The organism is Oricola indica (assembly GCF_965227485.1).
GTDB lineage: Bacteria > Pseudomonadota > Alphaproteobacteria > Rhizobiales > Rhizobiaceae > Oricola > Oricola indica.
In genome coordinates this window covers 1761095-1782670 of the sequence record NZ_OZ245747.1, presented here as the reverse complement: position 1 = coordinate 1782670, position 21576 = coordinate 1761095, and the positions used below count along the sequence as shown (strand labels likewise).

Annotated in this window: 17 protein-coding genes; 5 read left to right on the top strand and 12 right to left on the bottom strand. The window is 63.9% G+C overall.

Annotation, left to right across the window (positions count from 1 at the left end; translation table 11 throughout):
- Positions 1 to 21: 21 nt before the first annotated feature.
- Together ACQK2M_RS09085 and ACQK2M_RS09080 are read left to right on the top strand one after the other, a co-directional pair.
- Positions 22 to 1866, top strand: a complete 1845-nt coding sequence (locus ACQK2M_RS09085) for a cation:proton antiporter (RefSeq protein WP_425417523.1) — start codon at positions 22 to 24, stop codon at positions 1864 to 1866.
- Complete coding sequence (locus tag ACQK2M_RS09080) at positions 1863 to 2747, top strand: 50S ribosomal protein L11 methyltransferase (protein ID WP_425417522.1); 885 nt, start codon at positions 1863 to 1865, stop codon at positions 2745 to 2747. Before ACQK2M_RS09085 ends, ACQK2M_RS09080 begins: the two co-directional genes overlap by 4 nt.
- A 52-nt stretch (positions 2748 to 2799) precedes the next feature.
- On the opposite strand, the gene ACQK2M_RS09075 is transcribed toward ACQK2M_RS09080, so the two are convergent.
- The gene (locus ACQK2M_RS09075; protein ID WP_223475683.1) at positions 2800 to 2985 is read right to left on the bottom strand and encodes a hypothetical protein; all 186 of its coding nucleotides are present in this window, start codon (positions 2983 to 2985) and stop codon (positions 2800 to 2802) included.
- A gap of 220 nt (positions 2986 to 3205) precedes the next feature.
- On the opposite strand from ACQK2M_RS09075, the gene ACQK2M_RS09070 reads away from it, so the two are divergent.
- Complete coding sequence (locus ACQK2M_RS09070; protein ID WP_425417521.1) at positions 3206 to 5041, top strand: aminopeptidase P family protein; 1836 nt, start codon at positions 3206 to 3208, stop codon at positions 5039 to 5041.
- On the opposite strand, the gene ACQK2M_RS09065 is transcribed toward ACQK2M_RS09070, so the two are convergent.
- A complete protein-coding gene (locus tag ACQK2M_RS09065) occupies positions 5031 to 5333 on the bottom strand; it encodes an AzlD family protein (protein ID WP_425417520.1) in 303 nt (100 codons plus the stop codon). The genes ACQK2M_RS09070 and ACQK2M_RS09065 overlap by 11 nt on opposite strands.
- Positions 5334 to 5336: 3 nt before the next feature.
- Positions 5337 to 6038, bottom strand: a complete 702-nt coding sequence (locus ACQK2M_RS09060) for an AzlC family ABC transporter permease (protein WP_425417519.1) — start codon at positions 6036 to 6038, stop codon at positions 5337 to 5339.
- Between the two features lie 285 nt (positions 6039 to 6323).
- Here ACQK2M_RS09060 and ACQK2M_RS09055 point away from each other — a divergent pair, with 285 nt between their 5' ends.
- Positions 6324 to 7004: a dimethylsulfonioproprionate lyase family protein gene (locus ACQK2M_RS09055; protein WP_425417518.1), complete on the top strand. Its 681-nt coding sequence runs from the start codon at positions 6324 to 6326 to the stop codon at positions 7002 to 7004.
- A 9-nt stretch (positions 7005 to 7013) separates the two neighbouring features.
- On the opposite strand, the gene ligA is transcribed toward ACQK2M_RS09055, so the two are convergent.
- The 9 genes from ligA to ACQK2M_RS09010 form a co-directional block, all read right to left on the bottom strand.
- Positions 7014 to 9134: an NAD-dependent DNA ligase LigA gene (ligA, locus tag ACQK2M_RS09050; RefSeq protein ID WP_425417517.1), complete on the bottom strand. Its 2121-nt coding sequence runs from the start codon at positions 9132 to 9134 to the stop codon at positions 7014 to 7016.
- Between the two features lie 88 nt (positions 9135 to 9222).
- A complete protein-coding gene (gene recN, locus ACQK2M_RS09045; RefSeq protein ID WP_425417516.1) occupies positions 9223 to 10893 on the bottom strand; it encodes a DNA repair protein RecN in 1671 nt (556 codons plus the stop codon).
- 30 nt (positions 10894 to 10923) lie between these two features.
- Positions 10924 to 11763, bottom strand: coding sequence for an outer membrane protein assembly factor BamD (locus ACQK2M_RS09040; protein ID WP_425417515.1), 840 nt, complete (start codon positions 11761 to 11763; stop codon positions 10924 to 10926).
- A gap of 212 nt (positions 11764 to 11975) precedes the next feature.
- The gene (gene lpxC / locus ACQK2M_RS09035; protein ID WP_425417514.1) at positions 11976 to 12938 is read right to left on the bottom strand and encodes a UDP-3-O-acyl-N-acetylglucosamine deacetylase; all 963 of its coding nucleotides are present in this window, start codon (positions 12936 to 12938) and stop codon (positions 11976 to 11978) included.
- A 267-nt stretch (positions 12939 to 13205) separates the two neighbouring features.
- Positions 13206 to 14981: a cell division protein FtsZ gene (gene ftsZ / locus ACQK2M_RS09030; protein WP_425417513.1), complete on the bottom strand. Its 1776-nt coding sequence runs from the start codon at positions 14979 to 14981 to the stop codon at positions 13206 to 13208.
- A 65-nt stretch (positions 14982 to 15046) separates the two neighbouring features.
- Entirely contained in the window at positions 15047 to 16369 is a 1323-nt protein-coding gene (gene ftsA / locus ACQK2M_RS09025) for a cell division protein FtsA (RefSeq protein ID WP_223475693.1), read from the bottom strand.
- Positions 16369 to 17298, bottom strand: a complete 930-nt coding sequence (locus ACQK2M_RS09020; RefSeq protein ID WP_425417512.1) for a cell division protein FtsQ/DivIB — start codon at positions 17296 to 17298, stop codon at positions 16369 to 16371. Before ACQK2M_RS09020 ends, ftsA begins: the two co-directional genes overlap by 1 nt.
- Positions 17286 to 18221, bottom strand: a complete 936-nt coding sequence (locus tag ACQK2M_RS09015; protein WP_223475695.1) for a D-alanine--D-alanine ligase — start codon at positions 18219 to 18221, stop codon at positions 17286 to 17288. The genes ACQK2M_RS09020 and ACQK2M_RS09015 overlap by 13 nt, the downstream gene beginning before the upstream one ends.
- Before the next feature lie 171 nt (positions 18222 to 18392).
- A complete protein-coding gene (locus ACQK2M_RS09010; protein WP_425417511.1) occupies positions 18393 to 19823 on the bottom strand; it encodes an MATE family efflux transporter in 1431 nt (476 codons plus the stop codon).
- Positions 19824 to 20237: 414 nt separating this feature from the next.
- Between ACQK2M_RS09010 and ACQK2M_RS09005 the strand changes: the two genes are divergently transcribed.
- Positions 20238 to 21311, top strand: a complete 1074-nt coding sequence (locus ACQK2M_RS09005; protein ID WP_425417510.1) for a GGDEF domain-containing protein — start codon at positions 20238 to 20240, stop codon at positions 21309 to 21311.
- The last annotated feature ends 265 nt before the right edge of the window (positions 21312 to 21576 follow it).

The window sequence follows — 21576 nt, the reverse complement described above, 5'->3', positions numbered from 1 at the left end:
CCGCTCAGGACGCGAGAAAACATGGAAGATCTGGCCGCCAAACTGGCCTTTATCGGCGTGGCCGGTATCGGCGCCCAATGGCTCGCATGGCGACTGCAATTGCCGGCGATCGTTCTGCTTCTCGCCGCGGGCTTCCTCGCCGGGCCGGTTACCGGTTTCATCGTGCCGGCGCAGGATTTCGGCGACATCTACCAGCCGGTCGTCGGGCTGGCCGTGGCGATCATCCTGTTCGAGGGCGGGCTGACACTCAACTTCACGGAAATCCGCGAAACCTCCACCGCCGTCCGACGAATCATCCTGATTGCCGGTCCCTTGACATGGCTGGGCGCGGCATGCGCCGGTCACTATATCGGCGGCCTCGAATGGCCGGTCGCGATCATTCTTGGCGCGATCCTTATCGTCACCGGCCCGACGGTCATCATGCCGTTGCTCCGCTCGTCGGCGCTGAAATCCCGTCCCGCCTCGCTGTTGCGCTGGGAAGCGATCGTCAACGACCCGATCGGGGCGCTGGCGGCGGTCATATCCTTCGAGGTGTTCCTCGCCTTTCACGGCGGTCACGACTCCGACAATCTGCTGCTGACGATCATCGTCGCGTTTGTCTTCGCGGTCGTTGCCGGCATCGGCGCGGGCCAGTTGCTGATCTGGGCCTTCATACGCGGCCATGTTCCCGAGTACCTCAAGGCGCCGGTTCTTCTGGCGTCTGTGCTGGCTGTCTTCGCCGTCTCCAACCTGATTCTGGAAGAATCGGGCCTGCTCACCGTCACGATCATGGGCATCCGCATGGCCAATTCGCGGCTCGCCTCGCTGTCGGAACTGCGTCGCTTCAAGGAAACGATCACCGTCCTGCTCGTCTCCGGCCTCTTCGTCCTCCTGACGGCCGCGCTCGAATGGTCGGTCATCCAGGCGCTCGACTGGCGGGCCGTGGGTTTCGTCGCCGCCCTCCTCCTCGTGATCCGGCCGGCTGCGATCTTCGTCGCGACGATCGGCGGCGGTCTGACCTGGCAGGAGCGCCTGCTGACGGCCTGGATCGCGCCGCGCGGCATCGTCGCGGTGGCTGTCGCCAGCCTGTTCGGCTCGCTCCTGTTTCAGGCATCCGTCCCCGATGGCGAACGCATGGTGGCGCTGACCTTCGCCGTGGTGGTCGCGACCATCGTGCTGCACGGTTTCTCGCTCGCGCCGCTCGCGCGCATCCTCGGCCTGCGCATGGCGGAGAAGCCCGGCGTGCTGATCGTCGGCGGATCGCGTTGGGCGACCGCATTCGCGTCGAAGCTGAAGGACATGGAAGTGCCCGTGACCATCGCCGACGCCAACTGGAACCACCTCAGCGATGCCCGCCAGGCCGGCCTCGATACCCATTATGGCGAGACCCTGTCCGAGCACGCCCACCATCATCTGGCCATCGGCCGGTTCAACGCCCTTGTCGCGGCGACCGACAACGACGCCTACAATGCCCTCGTCTGTACCAATTTCGGACCCGAGATCGGTCGCAACAATGTCTACGAGATCGGAGTGTCGCGCGAACAGCCAGACCGGCGCGCCCTTCGCTTCACCATCGGCGGACGGCAGCTCTTCAAGCCAGGTCTGGGACTGCGCGACCTGCGCGAGAAACATGCCGCGGGCTGGACCTTTCAGTCGACGCGCCTGACCGACGAATTCGACTACGACGCCTATCTCGCCAGCAGCCCCGAAGAGGGGCGCGTGATCCTGTGGCGCAAGCCCGACGGCTCGCTTGTCTTCGAAACGAATTCCGACGTCGAAAAGGCGCAGGAGGACGACGTGATTCTGAGGTTTGCCCCGCCCGACGCAGCCGAAACACGCCAAAAAGAACGCGCCAAAATGGCCGAATCCGAAGGAAAGCCCGAATGACGCAAATCCGCCTGTATCTGACCGCCGAGAAGCTGGAGGCGGAAAGGATCTTCGACCTGCTCGAACGGGAATTCGAGGATGACGGCCTCGCGCTGGCCAATATGGAGATCGACGAACCACGCCAGATCTACGAAGTGTCCGTCTACGCGCATGGCGACGAGGATGCGGTTTCGGATATCGAGGCGCGCATGGCCAACCGCCTCGGATCGGATGGTTTCGGTTTGGAGATCGCACGCGAGGTGCTCCCCGATATCGACTGGGTCGCCAAGTCGCTGGAAGGATTGAAGCCGGTGCGCGCCGGACGTTTCCTCGTGCATGGGCGCCACGACCGCGACGCGGTCCGCGCCAACGACATCGCCGTCGAGATCGAGGCCGGGCAGGCATTCGGCACCGGCCATCACGGCACGACGGCGGGCTGTCTGATCATGCTGGAACGGCTTATCCGGACCCGTCATCCGGCCAACCTGCTCGACCTTGGCACCGGCAGCGGCGTGCTGGCCATCGCAGCGGCCAAACTCGCCAAGTGCCCGATACTCGCAACGGATATCGATCCGGTCGCGACGAAGGTCGCGGTCATGAATGCGAGGCTCAACGGAGAGGCGGGCCTGATCCGATTCGAGACGACCGCCGGCCTGTCCGGCCGCGCCTTCATCGAGGAGGGGCCGTTCGATCTCGTCGTCGCCAACATCCTTGCGCGGCCGCTGATGCGCATGGCGCCGGAAATCGAACGCAATCTTGCCCGGGGCGGACGTGTCGTGCTGTCTGGCATCCTGGCGACGCAGCGCCAGATGGTGCTGGCCGGCTTTCGCTCGGCCGGGCTGTATCACCGCGAAACGATCTGGCGCGACGAATGGGTCACGATGTATCTCGATCGCGGCTGAAACGAAAAAGGGCGGCTCGTGGCCGCCCTTGTCGCATCAACGATGCGGATAATCAGAACGGATAGAAGGCGGTCGGACGGCGGCGGAGTTCCGCGCGGTCGTAACCATGCGCTTCGAGCGTCTTGTCATCGAGCATCAGCAGCGCGCCGTTGACATAAGACGAAGCCTGGCGTGCGCGTGCGTTAACCATGGCGTCGAAGGCGTTGTGGAACATGCCTTTTTTCGATTTGACGGTCATTTAGGGTCTCCTGGTTGAATCGGTAACGCACCGACACGATCAATATGGGCGCCTGCGGCAAATGTGACCACGGCCAATATGGCAAGGCAGCCATGCGCCCTTCGCATATGCGAAATGAAATGACGCGCCGCAGCATGAGTCGAAATGCGCCGCGCCGGATTGATCCGCTTAAGGCCAGCGCATAACGTCCGCCCGGCGAATCCGAACCAGAGGCCCGGCGATGTTCCAGAAATTTACCGAAAAGAGCGATCCGTCGATGGGCAAGGCCCGGGTTGCCGCCCTGCGCGCCCGGATGGCGGAGGAAGGCCTCGACGCCTTCCTCGTTCCGCATGCCGACGAACACCAGAACGAGTATCTGCCGGAACGCGCCGAGCGCCTCGCCTGGCTGACCGGCTTCACCGGCTCCGCCGGCGCGGCCATTATCCTTCAGGACGAAGCCCATGTGTTCACCGACGGCCGATATACGCTGCAGGTCCGTGCCCAGACCGACCCGGCCGTCTTCACGCCGCAGGACCTCATGGCCAAGCCGCCGCATCAATGGCTCGCCGAAAACCTGAAGCCCGGCATGCGCATCGGGTTCGATCCATGGCTGCACACCGTCCAGGGCGCGAAACAGCTCGCAACCGCCTGTTCCGGCGCGGACGCCGGTCTGGTGCCAGTGGAACGCAACCTCGTGGACGCCATCCGCAACGACCTGCCGGCCCAGCCGCTCGAACCGGTCGCCATCCATCCCTTCGAATTTGCCGGCGAAACGCCCCGCGACAAGATCGGCCGCATCGCCGATGCGGTGCGCGACGAGAAGGCCGATGCGGCGATACTCACCGATCCCGCCTCGATCTGCTGGCTGTTCAATATTCGCGGCAACGACGTCTCGCACACGCCCCTGGCGCTCGCCTTCGCCATCCTGCCTGTCGAGGGCGATCCGGTGCTCTTCATCGACAAGCGCAAGCTGCCCATCCGCACGGAAGCCTATCTCACGCAACTGGCGACGTTGCGCCCGCCGTCAGAATTCGACGACGGGTTGCGTGAACTGGGTGCGAAAGGCGGCGCGGTGCTGATCGACCCGGCTCTCACCGCCCGCAAGATCGCAGACGAGTTGCAGGACGCCGGTGCCCGCCTTGTCGAAGCTTCCGATCCCGTGCGCCTGCCCCGGGCCTGCAAGAACGCCGCCGAGCAGGCCGGCGCGCGCAATGCCCAGCGCCGCGACGGCGCCGCCATGGCGGCCTTTCTCGCCTGGATCGACAATCAGCAGCCGGAGGAACTCGACGAAATCGCCGTGGTGAGCGCGCTCGAGGAATTCCGCCGCGAAACCGGCGAGCGCCTCGCCATGCCGCTCGCGGAAATATCGTTCGACACGATTTGCGGCGCCGGCCCGAACGGCGCCATCGTCCATTACAGAGTGACCGAGAAGACCAATCGCAAGCTGGCGACCGGCGAGTTGTTGCTGGTCGATTCCGGCGCGCAATATCATGACGGAACGACCGACATCACCCGGGTGATCCCGCTCGGCGAACCGTCGGCGGAATATTGCCGCCACTTCACGCTGGTGCTGAAAGGCATGATCGCCATCACGCTGGCCCGTTTTCCCGCGGGAACGCGCGGCGTCGACATCGATGTGCTGGCGCGCAACGCCCTCTGGCAGGCCGGGCTCGACTACGCCCATGGCACCGGCCATGGCGTCGGCTCATTCCTTGGCGTTCATGAAGGCCCGCAGAACATTTCCCGTCGCGGCACGCAGGCGCTTTTGCCCGGCATGATCGTTTCCAACGAACCCGGCTACTACAAGCCTGCCTCGCATGGCATCCGCATCGAGAATCTGGTGCTGGTCCAGCCCGCCGAAATCCCGCAGGGCGGAGAGATCGCCGTGCATTCCTTCGAGACGCTCACGCTATGCCCGATCGACCGCCGGCTGATCGACATCTCGCTCTTGTCGGAGGCGGAGCTCGATTGGCTGAACGCCTACCACGCCCGCGTGCTGGAGGAAGTGAGCCCTCTGATTGAGGATCCGGTTGTCAGGTCATGGCTGGAAACGATGACGTCACCGATCAGCCGATAAGGGCCCGGAACGCCAGCACCGCCGCCCATCCGATGACGAAAACCGCCATGCCGGGCAGGTAGAAGGCGGCGAGCGCGCAGACGATGACGGTCGCCGTCTCCGCCGGGCCGGTGAACACAGCGGCCGGGGCGACCAGCGTCGTCAGGACCGCGGCGGGCACCGCGTTCAGCGCCGCCTCGACACGCGGATGGATCGTCTTGAACCGCGACAGGATGAGATGGCCGCCGATCCGCGTGAGATATGTGGCGAGCGCACCTGCCAGCACGATCCAGGTTATCGTGGAAAGTTCCATCGTCTACTCCACCGCCTCGCCCGCCGGTTTCGCGCCGATGACCGCCGCCACGGCGACACCACACAGCGCGCCGATCGAGACATGCCAGGGCGAACCGACCAGCACATAGGCGATGATCGAGCCGACGGCGCTGGCCGCCACCACCGGCAGCCAGTTGGCGCGCCTGCGGAACCCCATGACGAGGCCGAGGAAATAGATCGGCAAGAGAAAATCGACGCCATAGGCCGCCGGATTGTCCACCATTTTGCCGAAGGTCGCGCCCAGCCATCCTTCCACGATCCATGTCGTGTAGAATGTGAGCCCGCCGGCCATGTACCAGGCGAAGGTCAGCGGCCTGCCGGATTCGACACGCTTTTCCGACTCGGCGAATTGCGGATCGACCAGAAAAAAGAACGCGACATAACGCTGAAGCGCCGACCATGCGCGCATCTGCCGACCGATGACGGCCGAATAGAGAACGTGCCGGAAATTCACGGCGAAGATCGACAGGACGATCAGCCACGGGGCGATCTTGTCGCCGAACAGGTCGATGCCGACCATCTGGCTCGCCCCGGCGAAGATCGTGGCGCTCATCAGCACCGTCTCGCCAACCGTGAAACTGTTGTCCACGGCGAGCGCGCCGAACAGAAGCCCGAAGGGCGCGGCAGCCAGCATCGCCGGCAAGACCGCACGAATGCCTGCGGCTATGTCCCGTCTTGCGTTCATGGTGATCAACTCCGCGAGCGGTATAGGTCAACAATACTGACGCGTCACGGAAAGAATTGTCAGGGAGACAACGATTGGCGGACAGCGCTCACGCCATGTCCCACCACCGTCTTTTTCGTTTCCAGCCAATATGGCTGCGGGCCGCCGGAGCAAAAAAACGCCATCATTGGGCTGGACGACGCCGCTTTTGCATCATCATCGAACCCTGTTTTGGCATAATCTCAAGGCGTGCCATCGGCGTGCCGCGGGTCACGCCATCCAGTTTCACTACGCGGGAGACGTCTCGTGACTGCCGAACTCCAAACGCCCGCCTCTCCGCTGCTCGCGGAAGATACCGACCTTTTCTACCTTCTGCGCGAATTCGAAACCGCCTATCGCTATGCGCCGACCGGCGGAAGTGCCCCGATCCGCGCCCATATGCGCATGGTGCGCGAACGGCTCGCGAAGATCATGAAGGCAAATCCGCCGATAAGGTTGACCGAGCCGGCAACCTTGCCAGTGACGAGCCATCTGGGACGCGCGCTCGACAATGGCGAACGTGAGCCGACCGAGGTCTTCGTGCGCACGACGGCCAAGATGGCGCCGCGTCTGCGCTGGGAATATGGCTACGAGAACCTCCGGCCGGCATTGGCCCGCAAATACGGTTACGCCGATATTCTTGGCCCCGCCGGCCACGTGGCAGCCTCGGACCTTGTCCTGGGTTTCGTCCTCTTCGCACCCGGATGCGTCTACCCCTCCCATCGCCACGACGGCGTCACCGAGAGCTACACCATCCTCTCCGGGGCTGTTTCGGAGAACGATCTCGGCGTCTTCCGGCCGCCATCCATGATCTTCAATGCCGCCGGCACGACCCACACGATCAGGACGTCGATTCACGAACCCGCCCTTCTCGCCTATGCCTGGACGGGCACGCCCGAGGCGATAACCGGGCACACCATGAAGTTCACCCGCGCCAGGAAAAAATAGCCGGAAAGGCTAAAGCGCCTCGACGCGGCGGAACCACTCGTCCTCGTCGATCACCTCGACGCCGAATTCCTGCGCCTTGGCGAGCTTCGACCCCGCGCCGGGACCGGCGACGACGAGATCCGTCTTCTTAGACACGGAGCCCGACGCTTTCGCGCCCAGACGCTCCGCCATGGCCTTCGCCTCGTCGCGCGACATTCGCTCCAGCGAGCCGGTGAAGACGATCGTTTTGCCGGAGAACGCGGTATCGGATTGCGGCTTCTCGGCTTCTTCCACCGTCAGTTCGCCGATCAGCTTGTCGATCATGTCGCGATTGTGCGGCTCCGAGAAATAGCGCGCCACCGCGTCGATCACCGCGCCGCCGACATCCTCCAGCGCGTCCATCTCCTCCCGCGCCGGCTCGTCGCCTTCCGCGATCTTCAGTGAAGCTTCCTCGAATGCGCCCCAGTCGCCATAGGACCGCGCGAGCGTCCGTGCCGTCGATTCGCCGACATGCCGGATACCGAGCGCATAGATCAGCCGTTCGAGCGGGATCGTGCGCCGCTCCTCGATGGCGTCGAACAGCTTCTGCGCCGAGACCTCGCCATAGCCGTCGCGGTTCTTCAGCTTGGTCAGCGCGCTCTCGTCGCGTTTCGCCAATGTGAAGATGTCCGCTGGGGTCCTGATCTCGAGCCCGCTCTCGTCATCGAAGAAATACTCGATCTGCTTGTCGCCCAATCCCTCGATGTCGAAGGCGCGGCGCGACACGAAATGCTTCAGGTGCTCCTTGCGCTGGAACGGACAGGCGAACTCGCCGGAACACCGCCGCACCACGCTTTCCTCGCCGCTCGCATTGGTCTCGCGCACGATCGGCGTTTCAAGCGAACATGGGCAGACAGTCGGAAATTCGAACGCCGTAGCATCCTCCGGCCGCTTCTCTTCCACGAAGCCGAGGATCTGCGGAATAACGTCTCCGGCGCGCTGCACGATCACCGTGTCGCCGATCTTTACGCCAAGCCGCTCGATCTCCTCGGCGTTGTGCAACGTCGCGTTCTCGACCACCACGCCACCCACTGTAACAGGCTCCAGCCGCGCGACCGGCGTGATCGCACCGGTACGGCCAACCTGAATGTCGATGGCGTTGAGCGTCGTCATCGCCTTTTCGGCGGGGAACTTGTGCGCGATCGCCCAGCGCGGGCTGCGCGAGACGAAGCCGAGACGCTCCTGCAATTTCAGATCATCGACCTTGTAGACGACTCCGTCGATATCGTAGGCGAGTTCGCCCCGCTCCATCTCGATGGCGTGATAATGCTCGAGAAGTTCCTCAACATTCTCAAAGACCGCCATTAACGGATTGGTAACAAAGCCGAATTCCTTCAGCGCTTCGACCATTCCCATCTGTGTATCGGACGGCATGTCCGAAACCTCGCCCCAGGCATAGGCGAAAAACTTCAGCGCCCGGCCGGCGGTGATGGAAGAGTCCAGCTGACGCAACGAACCGGCCGCCGTGTTGCGCGGATTGACATAGGTCTGCTTGCCCGCCGCCGCCTGCCTTTCATTCAGCTCGGCGAAATCCTCCTTGGTCATGTAGACCTCGCCGCGCACCTCCATGACGGCGGGCGGGTTTCCCTTCAGCCGGTTCGGAATGTCTGAAATCGTCCGGGCATTCGCCGTCACGTTTTCGCCGGTCGTACCGTCGCCGCGCGTCGCCGCATAGACGAGCGCGCCCTCTTCGTAGCGCAGCGAAAGCGACAGCCCGTCGATCTTCGGCTCGGCGGTCAGCTTGAGCGGGGTATCCTCTCCAAGCTTGAGGAAGCGGCGCACACGCGCCGCGAAATCGCGTACGTCGTCATCGGAGAACGCATTGTCGAGCGACAGCATCGGAATGCGATGGCGGATCTTTTCGAACTTCTCGGAGACCGCGGCCCCGACCTTCTCGCTCGGTGAATCCGCGCGCTTCAGGTCCGGAAAGCGTGCCTCGATGGCGAAGTTGCGCTGCTTGAGAGCATCGTATTCCGCATCCGAAATCGTCGGCGCGTCCTCGCGGTGATAGCGCGCGTCATGCTCCGCGATCTCGGCGGCCAGCCGCGCCAGCTCGGCGGCGGCTTCGTCCTGATTCAATTTCTCAACAGGTGTAAGCTTGTTGTCAGCCATGCCGCCTATCCGACTCATATCCAAGCGGAATTTAGCGGCGAACCTTCAACGGGCAAACCGCTTTCGCCGCAATCCATGAACTCTGCTGTCAGCCGGCTTTCAGAAGCTGCGAGGCGGCTGCCCGCGCCTCGTCCGTGATCGTCGCGCCGGCCAGCATGCGCGCGATTTCCTCGCGGCGTTCGTCATCGCCCATGCAGGCGACCGAGGTAACCACCTGCTCGCCATGCGACGGGGCCTTGGCGATCAGGAAGTGCGATGCGGCGCGCGCGGCGACCTGCGGCGCATGGGTCACCGAAAGCACCTGCACGGTCTCCGACAGCCTGCGCAGCCGCGACCCGATCGCATCCGCCACGGCGCCGCCGACACCGGTGTCGATCTCGTCGAAGACCAGCGTCGGCGCGGAGCCGCGATCGGCGAGCGCCACTTTCAGCGCGAGCAGGAAACGCGACAGCTCTCCGCCCGAGGCGACCTTCATCATCGGCCCGGCCCGTGTCCCGGGATTGGTGCGCACCCAGAACTCGATCCGGTCGATGCCCTCTTCGGAGCGTTGTTCGGCGTCGCTGGCCATCTCCACGATGAACTCGGCGCGTTCCAGCTTCAGGTCCGGAAGCTCCGCCATCACCGCCGCGACGAGTTCGTCGCGCGTGCCGAGGCGCGCCCGGGACAGCGCCGCGGCCGCCCGGTCATAGACCTCGCGCGTCTCCTCCGCCGCCTTTTCCAGTTCGCCGAGCCGGCTCTCGCCGGCATCGAGATCGGCAAGCTGGTCGGCGAAATCGATGGTGAGCGCCGGCAGGTCGTCCACCGCGACATTGAACTTCCGCGAGGCGGCGCGAAGCGCGAAGAGACGCTCCTCGATCGCTTCCAGTTCGCGCGGATCGAATTCCGACGTGTTGACCGCCACCTCGATGCGAGCCTGCGCATCGGCAAGATGGTCCAGCGCCGAGCCGAGCGCGGTGTTGACGTCGTCGAGCAGACCCGGCGCTTCTTCCGCCTTGCGTTCCAGCCGCCGCAACAGGCTTGCGATATGCGGCACGGGCGACGCCTGTCCCGACAGCACGTCATGCGCTTCGTTGAGGTCGCCGGCGATCTTTTCGGCGCGCATCATCTGCGCACGCTTTTCGGCCAGCCCCTCTTCCTCGCCCGGTTCCGGTGCAAGCTTGGACAATTCCTCATGCGAAGCGCGCAGGTAATCCGCCTCGCGCGCCGTTTCCTCCACACGCGCGCGATGAACCGCCAGCGCCTTCTCAGCCGCTTTCCAGGACCGGAAAAGCGACCCGACATGCGCCACTTCAGATTTGAGGCCGCCAAACGCATCGAGGAGATCGCGGTGGGTCGCCGCATCGACCAGAGCCCGGTCGTCATGCTGGCCGTGGATCTCGACCAGCGCGCGGCCGATCGACTTGAGGAGCCCCGCGCTTGCCGGCTGGTCGTTGACGAAGCCCCGGGTCCGCCCGTCATCCGACTGCATGCGTCTCAGGATAACCGGTTCGCTCGCCTCGGCGTCGATACCGCTTTCTTCCAGCAATGCGCGAACGGGATGAGTGGGTGCGAGGTCGAACAACGCCGTAACCTGGCCGTGCTTCGCGCCGTGGCGGACCAGCGAGGCGTCACCACGCGCGCCCAGCGCCAGAGACAGCGCATCGAGCAGGATCGACTTGCCCGCACCGGTTTCGCCGGTCAGGACGGAAAGCCCCTTGGAGAAATCGATATCGAGAGTCTCGATCAGTACGATGTCGCGGATCGAGAGCTGTGACAGCATGACCGCTCAGTTTCCCCCGGCCCGCTTGCCTCAGCTACCGAAGATTTTGCTGGCGCGCGAAATCCAGGAATTGGTGTTCTCGCGTGGCTCCACGCCACCGCTCTGCAGCAATGCGTAGGAATCGGAGTACCACTGGCTGTCCGGGAAGTTGTGGCCAAGCACCGCGGCCGCCGTCTGCGCCTCGGAAACAAGGCCCATGGAGAGATAGGTCTCGACCAGGCGGGCCAGTGCTTCTTCGACGTGACGCGTATTGGAATAATCCTCGACCACCGTGCGGAAGCGATTGACCGCACCGGGGTATTCGCGGCGTTCGAGATAGTAACGCCCGATCTGCATTTCCTTGCCGGCGAGCTGGTCGCGGGCCGCGCGCATCTTTTCCTTCGCGTCCTCGACATAGATCGAATCGGGATAGCGCTCGATCAGCTCGTTGAAGTTCTGCATCGCCAGCACCGTGTCGCGCTGGTCCCGCGTCACTTCGGGCATCTGCGCGAAATAGGACAGGCCGATGATATACTGGGCGTAGGCCGCGTCTTCGTCGGTCGGATAGAGATTCACAAACCGCCGTGCCGCCTGCACCGCATCGTCATAAGCGCCCATCTTGTAGGAACTGAAAGCGCCCATGACATTCGCCTTGCGGGCGAATTCCGAATAGGGATGCTGCCGGTCGACCGCCTCGAACTTGCGCGCCGCCTCGCGGTACTTGCCGTTGTTCATATTGGCGAGCGCCTGGTTGTAGAGCACGTCGGCCGGTTCGATCGTGTCGACATAGGCCTGCAGGTCCACGCCCTTGTCCTTGCTTGCGCAAGCGCCGATCAGCCCGGCACAGGCCGCCACCGTCGCGACACGAACGAGATTTCGGCTGGCTCGCATTGCATTTTCCGCAGACAAGGTCGTCATATTCATCTTCCCGTATTCGCGGCTGGCGGTTGGAAGCCGCTCGCGAGATCGTCCATTACCGTGTCGCAATTCGACCGGCAACGCCGTGCGGCCAGAATGTCGCGATTTTGTGGCGCGGCGTCAATCACCACGTCCTTCACTGCAATCAGTTGCGATGCGTTGTGAAAATGGCACGCCGTTCGGGATCAGAGCACCCAGGGTGCGTGCATCTGTGCCTGTGCCGCCGCGACGGCAACGAAATCGCCGGAGAAAACACGTTCGCGTTTTTCCGGCGTTTCAACGATTTCGAAGGCTGTACGGTCCGTCAGCAGCGCCTTGAGCGCCGCCGCATTGAGGCGGTGCCCGCCGCGATAGGATGAATAGCACCCAATAAACTGCGCGCCGGCAAGGGCGAGATCGCCAATGGCGTCGAGTGTCTTGTGGCGAACGAATTCGTCGCGGAAACGCAGCCCTTCCGGATTGATCACGGCGTGATCGTCGCTGATGACTACGGAATTCTCGAGAGAGGACCCGAGCGCATGGCCGGACGCCCAAAGCCGCTCGACATCCTTCATGAAACCGAATGTGCGGGCATTGGCGAGTTCACCCCGGAACACGTCGCCATTGACGTCGGACTTGAATTCCTGACGGCCGATCAGCGGGCTGTCGAAATCGATCACGACCTCGAAACGCGTTCCCATATGCGGCTTGAACTCCGCCCATGAGCCGCCGATCTCGACGCGGACCGTCTTCTTGACGCGGACATAGCGGCGCTTCACCGCGTGGTGCGTGATGCCCGCCTCGTCGATGGCTTCGATGAAAACGCGGCTCGATCCGTCCATCACCGGCACTTCGTTGCCGTCGATCTCGACCACCACATTGTCCAGGCGGGTCGCCCAGAACGCGGCCATGAGATGCTCGACGGTTGCGACATGCACGCCGGAGGGATCGCCCAGCATCGTACACAGGTCCGTCGCGCCGACCTGACCGGCGACTGCCGTCAGTTCCGCGACCAATCCGTCCTCATAAATTCGCCTGAATTTGACACCAGTGTTCGGGGCAGCAGGGAGAAGCCTGATTGAAACCTGTTCACCGCTGTGGACAGCGACGCCGGACAAATCTGCCTTTTCGCAGAGTGTGGCTTGGTATCCTTGCAACTTGGTCCCCATTGGCCTTTCCGCTGAAGCACCAACGAAAACGCGATGCTCTTTGGCGTAATGCACGAACCGCCTGCGGCTTCCACCAGGCTGGTTCTCCCCTCTGCGGGGACATTATCCGTGACTCGCCCCTCGGACCAAATCACGCTTTTTTACTAATTGTTACCTAGTTTACAATTTGCGAACCTAAAAGAAAACCCTTTTATTTCAGAAGCTTAAATGACAAGGGCGAGCCGTTTTCGACGGCCCGCCCTTTCACTTCGTTACATTCGTTGAGGCTCAGTTGGCCTGCCGGCGCAAAAACGCGGGAATCTCCAACTGATCGTCTTCCGAAGCAGCCCCGCCATGTGCCTGCTGACGGCCCTGATCGTCGAGCTGTCCACGCCGCGGAGCATAGAGCTGGGCATCCTGGGAAAGCTGACGACGGGGCTCCGCCTGGCCATGATCGAGCCCGGGATCGGCCGGACGCAACTTCGGCGCCGCAGCCGGTTTCTCATCGCGGGAAAGACCATGGGTCAGGCGCTTGAGCAGACCGATCGGACCGCGATCGTCCTCCTCGCCGGCATGGCTGTGCGTCGAATGCGAATCGACTTCCGCCTGAACCATCGGCGGGAAATCCTCGACGCGCGGCATCCGCGGCGATTCGCTCATCTGCGTTTCCATCGGCTGCGGCCGCGCGGGCGCGGCATGAGCGGCGGGTGCTGGAGCCTGAGCGGCAGGCGCGGCCTGGGTGGCTGCGATCGGCGCGGTTGCCGGTGCCGCGCGCATAGGCTGCTGCGCGCTGGTGAAGAGTCGGCTCTGCGGCTTGAAGTCCGGAGCCGGAGCAGCCGGTGCCGCGGCGGCTTTCTGCTCGAAGGCCGACATGTCGCGCTCGGCCTCGCGAATCACTTCGCTAACCTCTTCTTCCTGCATCGCTGGCCGGGGCGCGGGCGCCGTGGCCTGAGGCGCCGGAGACGGTGCCGCGGCGCGCGGTGCGGTCGATGAAGGCGCAGGCGTCGAAGACGGTGCTGCGGCCGGACGGGCCGCGGGAGCGGAGACGGCGCGCGGCTGGGCTCGAAGTTCCGTATCCGGGCGGCTCGACGCGGCAGGCTGCGCTTCGATGCCGGTCGCGACGACCGAGACGCGGATGATGCCCTCGAGCGATTCGTCGAAGGTCGCACCGAGAATGATGTTGGCGTCCTGATCGACTTCCTCGCGGATGCGGGTTGCGGCTTCGTCGACCTCGAACAGGGTCATGTCGCGGCCGCCCGTGATCGAGATCAGAAGGCCCTGCGCGCCCTTCATCGAGGTTTCGTCGAGCAGCGGGTTGGCGATCGCGGCTTCGGCGGCGGTCATGGCCCGGCCCTCGCCGGATGCCTCGCCGGTTCCCATCATCGCCTTGCCCATCTCGCGCATCACCGAACGCACGTCGGCGAAGTCGAGGTTGATGAGGCCTTCCTTGACCATCAGGTCGGTGATGCAGGCGACGCCGGAATAGAGAACCTGGTCGGCCATGCCGAAGGCGTCCGCGAAGGTCGTCTTGTCGTTGGCGATTCGGAACAGGTTCTGGTTCGGAATGACGATCAGCGTATCGACGTTCTGCTGCAGTTCCTCGATGCCGGCATCAGCCGTGCGCATGCGGCGCTGGCCTTCGAAATGGAACGGCTTGGTGACGACGCCAACGGTCAGGATGCCCTTGGCGCGCGCCGCGCTGGCAACGACCGGTGCCGCGCCCGTGCCCGTGCCGCCGCCCATGCCGGCGGTGACGAAGCACATATGCGTGCCGTTCAGATGATCGTTGATCTCGTCGATGCATTCCTCGGCGGCCGAGCGTCCGATATCCGGCTGCGATCCCGCGCCGAGACCCTCGGTAACACCGAGCCCGAGCTGGACGATCCGCTCCGCCTTGTTCATGGACAGAGCCTGCGCGTCCGTGTTGGCGACCACGAAGTCGACGCCCTCCAGGCCGGCATTGATCATGTTGTTGACGGCGTTTCCGCCACCGCCACCAACGCCGAAGACCGTTATACGCGGCTTCAACTCAGTGATATCCGGCTTTTGAAGATTGATCGTCATGGTTTCCATCCTTTCTGATGCCGGATGCGCCGCCACATCCGAACGCGGGCCGCCCCGCGATTCCTTTAAAAACTGTCCCTTAGCCACTGGGTCATGCGTCCCAATGGCCCGTCGGTCCCCGTGCCCGCCATGCGGAACGGGTGCCCGAATTTCATCGTGCTGTGGTCGTTTTTCGCCACCTGCGGATAAATCATAAGCCCCGCCGCTGCCGCGAAAGCAGGCCCCTTGGCCGCTGCCGGCAGGCCGCTGACGCCGAGAGGACGTCCGATCCGCACATTGCGCCCGAGAATACGCCGCGCCAGTTCCGGCATGCCGGTCAGTTGCGCCGCGCCGCCCGTCAGGACGACGCGCTTGCCGACAACGCTGGAATAGCCGGATTTGTTGATGCGATCGCGCAGCATCTCAAGGGTCTCCTCGACACGTGCGGCTATTATACGGTTAAGCAGGCTGCGCGGGACTTGCGTCGCGTAACCGCTGTCCTCATCGCCGATCGCCGGCACCTGGATGACGTCGCGTTCGTCGGCCGGCCCCGCAAGCGCCGAGCCCTGCATGACCTTCAGCCTTTCGGCATCGTCGAGCCGGCAGGAAAAGCCGCGTGCGATGTCCATCGTCACGTGATGCCCGCCAACCGGGATGCTGTCGGCATGGATGAAGGCGCGCTCGGCGAAAATCGCCACCGATGTCGTGCCCGCACCCATGTCGACACAGGCGCAGCCGAGGTCGAGTTCGTCATCGACAAGCGCGGCAAGCCCGCTCGCATAGGGCGTCGCAACCATCGCCTCGACGCTCAGATGCGCGCGGTTCACGCACATTTCCACGTTGCGCAGCGGTGCGGCATCGGCGGTCAGGACATGCATGTTGAGCGTCAGCTCGCGCCCGACCATGCCGCGCGGATCGACAATGCCGCGCTCGCCGTCGAGCACGTGGTCGACGGGAAGCATGTGCAGAACGGTGCGATCGACATTGGATGCGCGCGCCACGCCGGCCTTCAGGACCTTCGCGATATCCGATTTCGAGATCGGCCGGTTCTCGTCGAGTTCGATCGACGCGCTGGAAACATGGCTCGAAAGCCGCCCGGCGCTGACATTGACGATCATCGAATCGACCGTCAGCCCGGCCATGCGTTCCGCGGCGTCCACCGCGTGGCGCACCGACTGCTCAGCGGCGTCGAGATCGTTGATCAGGCCCGATTTCACGCCATGCGACTTGGTGTGACCGATGCCGATCACCTCCGGCGCATGCGTGCGGCCGTGCAGGTACTGTCCACCCTCGTTGGGCACCATGCGCGCGATGATGCAGGCCGTCTTGGCGCTGCCGATATCGAGCACCGTGACGACGGCGGTCCGCCGTGGCTTTTTCTGTTCGGGAGCGCGGGGCTTGGTTGGCATCAGATGCTGCTCCGCTTCGCGGCCTTGATGGCCTTTTCACGCGCCTTCAGCGCAGCCTCGCGGCGCGCCATGGCGTTCTCGGTCAGCGCAACGGTCGTGCGGTCGGCGAGCCGGAGATCGATGGAGGCGATATCGCGCGACAGGATCTGCGTGCCCGCATCCATGACGAGCAGCCGCTCGACCGCCTTTTCGGGCTCTTCGGCGGGCAGCTTCACGGTGATACCGTTCGCCAGCCGGACATCCCAGCGGCGCTCGCCCACATGGATCAGCGCTTTCACCTTGCCGGCAACAGCGGGATAATCCAAAAGCAGTTCCATGAAGGACGCCGCTGATGTCGCCGCGCCAGGTCCGACGACCAGCGGCAGATTGTTGAAGCCATATCCGGAATAGGCGGCGATTACCCGCCCGTCGCGTTCGATCAGCGACAGCGCGTCACCGGACTGCCAGATCGCGAAGGCCTGGCGTTCGTCGATGCGAATTTCCAGCTTGCCCGGATAGACCTTGCGGACTTCGGCCCGCTCGACCCAGGGCAGATCCTGAAGTGATTCGCGCGCATCGCGCACGTCGAGCAGGGCAAGCGACGTTGATTCGCCGAGGCCCAGCGCGTCGATCACGGCGACTTCGGACGTATTCACCTGGCCGGAAATCTCGACTTCCTGCACCGCGAATCCGAGCGACGCCGTCACCGTGTTGGCGACCGCGCCGAACTGACCGCCCGCCACCGAACCGTAGAGTGCGGTCGCCGCGAAGAGCGAAACGAGCCCCACCGCTTCCGCGTAACGCGGAACCGTGATGTCACCGGCGAAAATCTTGGAAAACAGGCGGGCGGGGCGGCGCAGGAGCCTGGGCACGACGAAACGGCCTTCGCCTTCGCTGCCATCCGGCGCGACGCGGCCCTTTCCTCTGCTTTTCCCGTTCAACGCAAACAAGATGCGTCCTCCACCATCCAACTCAAGAGCTCCCCGAAGGAGTGCCCGGCATGTTCGGCCAGTTCGGGAACCAGCGACGTCGCCGTCATCCCCGGTTGGGTGTTGATCTCCAGCCAGATGACCTCTCCGTTCTTGGAAAACCGGTCGTCGTAGCGGAAGTCGGAACGGGTCACGCCCCGGCACCCGAAGGCCTGATGTGCTTTGAGTGCCAGCTTGGTTATTGTTTGGTAAATATTTGGTGAAATTTCTGCCGGACACACATGATTTGATCCCCCGGCGACGTATTTGGAATCGTAATCGTAGAACTGATGTCCCTGCGGAACGATCTCGGTCACGCCGAGCGCGACGTCGCCCATCACCGCGCAGGTCAGTTCGCGCCCGTGAACGTACCGCTCCACCATCACCCGGTCGCCATATTTCCACTCCGGCGAGGTCAGGATCTGCGGCGGATGCGGCTGGTCCTCCTTGACGATCACGACCCCGAAACTGGACCCTTCCGAAACCGGCTTGACCACATAGGGCGGTTTGAGCGGATGGGTCGACGCGAAGTCGTGCCGGTTCATGACCTTCGATTCGGCCAACGGGATGCCGACGGATTTCGCCACCCGCTTGGCCATCTCCTTGTCCATGGTCACGGCTGCCGAAAGGACGCCGGAATGGGTGTAGGGAATTTCCAGATATTCGAGGATGCCCTGGATCTTGCCGTCTTCGCCGAACGGACCGTGCAGCGCGTTGAAGGCGACGTCCGGCCTGAGTTCCGCGAGCCGAGTGGCGACGTCGCGGTCGACATCGACGCGAGTGACCGTGTAGCCGCACCTCTCCAGCTCGTCGGCGCAGGCCGTGCCGGACATCAGGCTGACGGGTCGTTCGGACGAGAACCCACCCATCAGGACTGCGACGTGCTTCGGCTTGCGATCGTTCATGTTTCCCTTTCCTTCCCGCTCGGCGACGGCATGAATCCGCACGGCGTCGCGTGCCGGGATTACGCGAACAGATTGACGCGCACAGCGTCCGAATCAGCCGATCATGGGACTGAACCGAAAAGAATCAGAGGTTTGATTCGCTGGCAAGAGCAGCGGCCAAAAAACCGAGAGTCAGCTTGATGTGACCGCGGTCTGTTCTGGCGGTTTCGGGCGCAGCATGAGAAAGCGCAAATTCATCGAAACGGCCGCAAAAGCCAGCCCGCCGGCAAGACCGGTCCACACCCCGGCGCCGCCGAGATCGAACACGAAACCGAGCACGTAGGCCAGCGGAAACCCGATGCCCCAGTAGCACAGGATCGCCAGCAGCATCGGCACGCGCGTGTCCTTCAGCCCGCGTAACAGCCCCGTGCCGACGGCCTGGGCATTGTCGAAGAGCTGGAATACGCCCGCGATGACCAGCAGCGGCACGGCATAGGCGATCACGTCCGCCGCCTTCGCTTCGGTATTGTCGAGGAACAGCGAAATCAGTGGCGCCGGAAGCGTCCAGAACACCAGCCCGCTCATCGTCGCGAAGGCCAGGCATATGCCCATCGCCGAAACGGCCGCGCGATTGAGCCCGAGCGCGTCGCCGCGCCCGAACGCCCGCCCGATCCGCACGGTCGCCGCCTGCGACATGCCGAGCGGCACCATGAAGGCGATGGAGGAAAGCTGCATGGCGATGCCGTGCGCCGCCAGCGCCACGACGCCGAGCCAGCCCATCATCACCGAGGTGAAGACGAACAGCATCACCTCCGCGAGAATGGTGATCGAGATCGGAACGCCCATGCGCAGCACGTCGCGGAGATCCGGCCAGTCCGGCCGCCAGAAACGGGCGAATATCTCGTACTCCGCCGCTTTCCGGTCGGTGACGACATGCGCGGCGAGCACCGCGAAGGTCAGCGCGGTGGTGCCGAGCGAGGCGATCGCAGCGCCGCGCACGCCCATTTCCGGCGCGCCCCAGTTGCCGAAGATCAGCAGCCAGTTGAGAAACCCGTTCAACAGCGCGCCGGCGACCGTCGACCAGAAGATGATACGCGGCCGCTCGACCGCCGACAGGAAGGCGCGCAGCCCCTGCGCGGCCAGCGCAGGAAGCATCGCCCATTGGGCGATTCGCATGTAATCCCCCGCCAGCGCCGCGACGTCGGCCTCCTGCCCGAGCGCCAGAAGGATCGCCTCGGCATACCAGAGCAGCGGCATGACCAGCGCCGAATAGGCGATGGCCACCCACAGGCCCATACGCACGGCGCGTCGCACGCCGCGCGTGTCGCCCTTGCCCTCCGCCTGCGCGGCGATCGGCAGCACCGCCTGGCTGAAGCCCGAACCGAAAATCATCACCACGAAGAAGAACGGCGTCGCCAGCACGCTGGCCGCAAGCGCTTCCACCGAATACCAGCCGAGCATGATCGTGTCGGTTGTATTGATCAGCATCAGCCCGATCTGCGACCCGACCAGCGGAACGCCCAGCGCAAGCGTCGCGCGCAAATGCCCGATGCGCCCCATGGGCGCAGCGGTCTCGCTCCGGAGTTCGCCGCCAGACGGTTTGGAATCGACAGTGTGGGTCATCGCCGCGCTATGCCCGATTTCGGACGACGGCGCCACGCAAATCCTCGCCGCCGGCGCAACATGTCCTAAGTTCCGGACGGTTAACCATCCCGCTTCGAGCTTTCTTAAGCCGCCTCGTTTACAACCGGCGATACGCGACCTAGCGCCTTCCGGCGGCATGACACCGCACTGTGGCCCGGCATCGATCCGGGATGTTTTCCTTCAAGTGAGACCCGTTCGACCGCGCATATCCATGCGCGATGTCCGGATCTCCTGTCGGAAACGGGCGAAACGGGTCACGTGGGGAAAAGGGGTTGGAATGTCAGGCGATATCGATCTGCGGAAAGAGACGGGCACCGCGCGCCGAAACGGCGGCTGGCGAGAATCCGGCCGCGTGACGATCTTCCGCGACAATGCGCCGAACGGGGTGATCCGATGCTCGATTTCATGAGACCGGCGCCGGTGAAACCGGACACGCCGAAGTCGGAGAACGCCGAGTTCAAGGCGGCCGAGGCTCTCGCCGCCAAGGCGATGCTGCTCGCCAACACCTATCAGACGCCGCCGGTGCCGAAGACCTACGAGGTCTGGTACTCCTACGCCTCCGGCATTCCGGAGGCGGTCGCCCGCAAGATCAACAAGATCCTCGAAAAAGGCGGCTCGCTCGGGACCTACGAACTCGACCAGGTTCACCTGGAACATCTTTCCGCGACCGAGCAGGAACGCCGGCACCAGGATGCCGTCAGCTACCATCTCGACCGCGAAATGGACGAGATCGCGAAGCTGGTGCAGGCGCATCTTTCGTCCAGCGACAGCTATTCCGGTTCGTTGACGAAGATGGCCGGCAACCTGTCGGCGAATTCATCGCCTTCGCAGGTCCGGAGCGCAATCGAACTGCTGCTTCGTGAAAACGCCCGGATGCGGTCCGAAACGTCGGCGCTCAACGAATGCCTCACCAAGTCGCGCGCGCAGGTTCGAAGACTGCGCTCCAGCCTTGAGAAATCGCGCGAGAAGGAATTGCGCGACCCGATGACCAATCTCGCCAACCGGCGCTTCTTCGAAACGCGCCTCGCCCAGGAAGTGGTCGAGGCGGAGAAAAGCAAGGCGCCCATGTGCCTCGTTCTGCTCGACATCGACCATTTCAAGGTCATCAACGATACGCATGGCCATCTCGTTGGCGACGACGTGCTGCGCTATTTCGCCACGATCCTGATGGCCAACGTCAAGGGACGCGATCTCGCGGCGCGCTATGGCGGCGAGGAATTCGCGCTGATCCTGCCGGCCAGGCAGGCCGACAGTGCTCGCACGCTCTGCAAGCACATCATGCACCAGCTCGACAAATCGCGCCTCGTCCTCTCGCAGGGCAAGAAGCCGATCGGCAAGCTCACCGCCTCCTTCGGCGTTGCGACATTCCGCGCGGGCGACGATCCGGAGCAGCTGTTGACGCGCGCCGACGAAAAGCTCTACGAAGCCAAGAAATCGGGCCGCAACCGCATCGTCTGCGACTCCTGACCCTTTTCTGACATTCCTGCCTGTGAACTCCGGGGACACCGGGGATAAGCACGATTCGCCGCTCGACACGTCGCGCGATCGGGAGAAGACTGTCCCTACTGCGGCCCGGACAAGGAAATTACCTGCCGAGCAGCGAAATCCGGACCGGATCCAGCCGCAGCCCAATCGTGAAGCCGCGAAGGCCCGCAAGGGCGATCTTCAGGTCGTAGCGGTGGGGCGTATCGGAGACGGCTTCGGCCGGAGCCGGTGCGGCCGGTAACGTGGC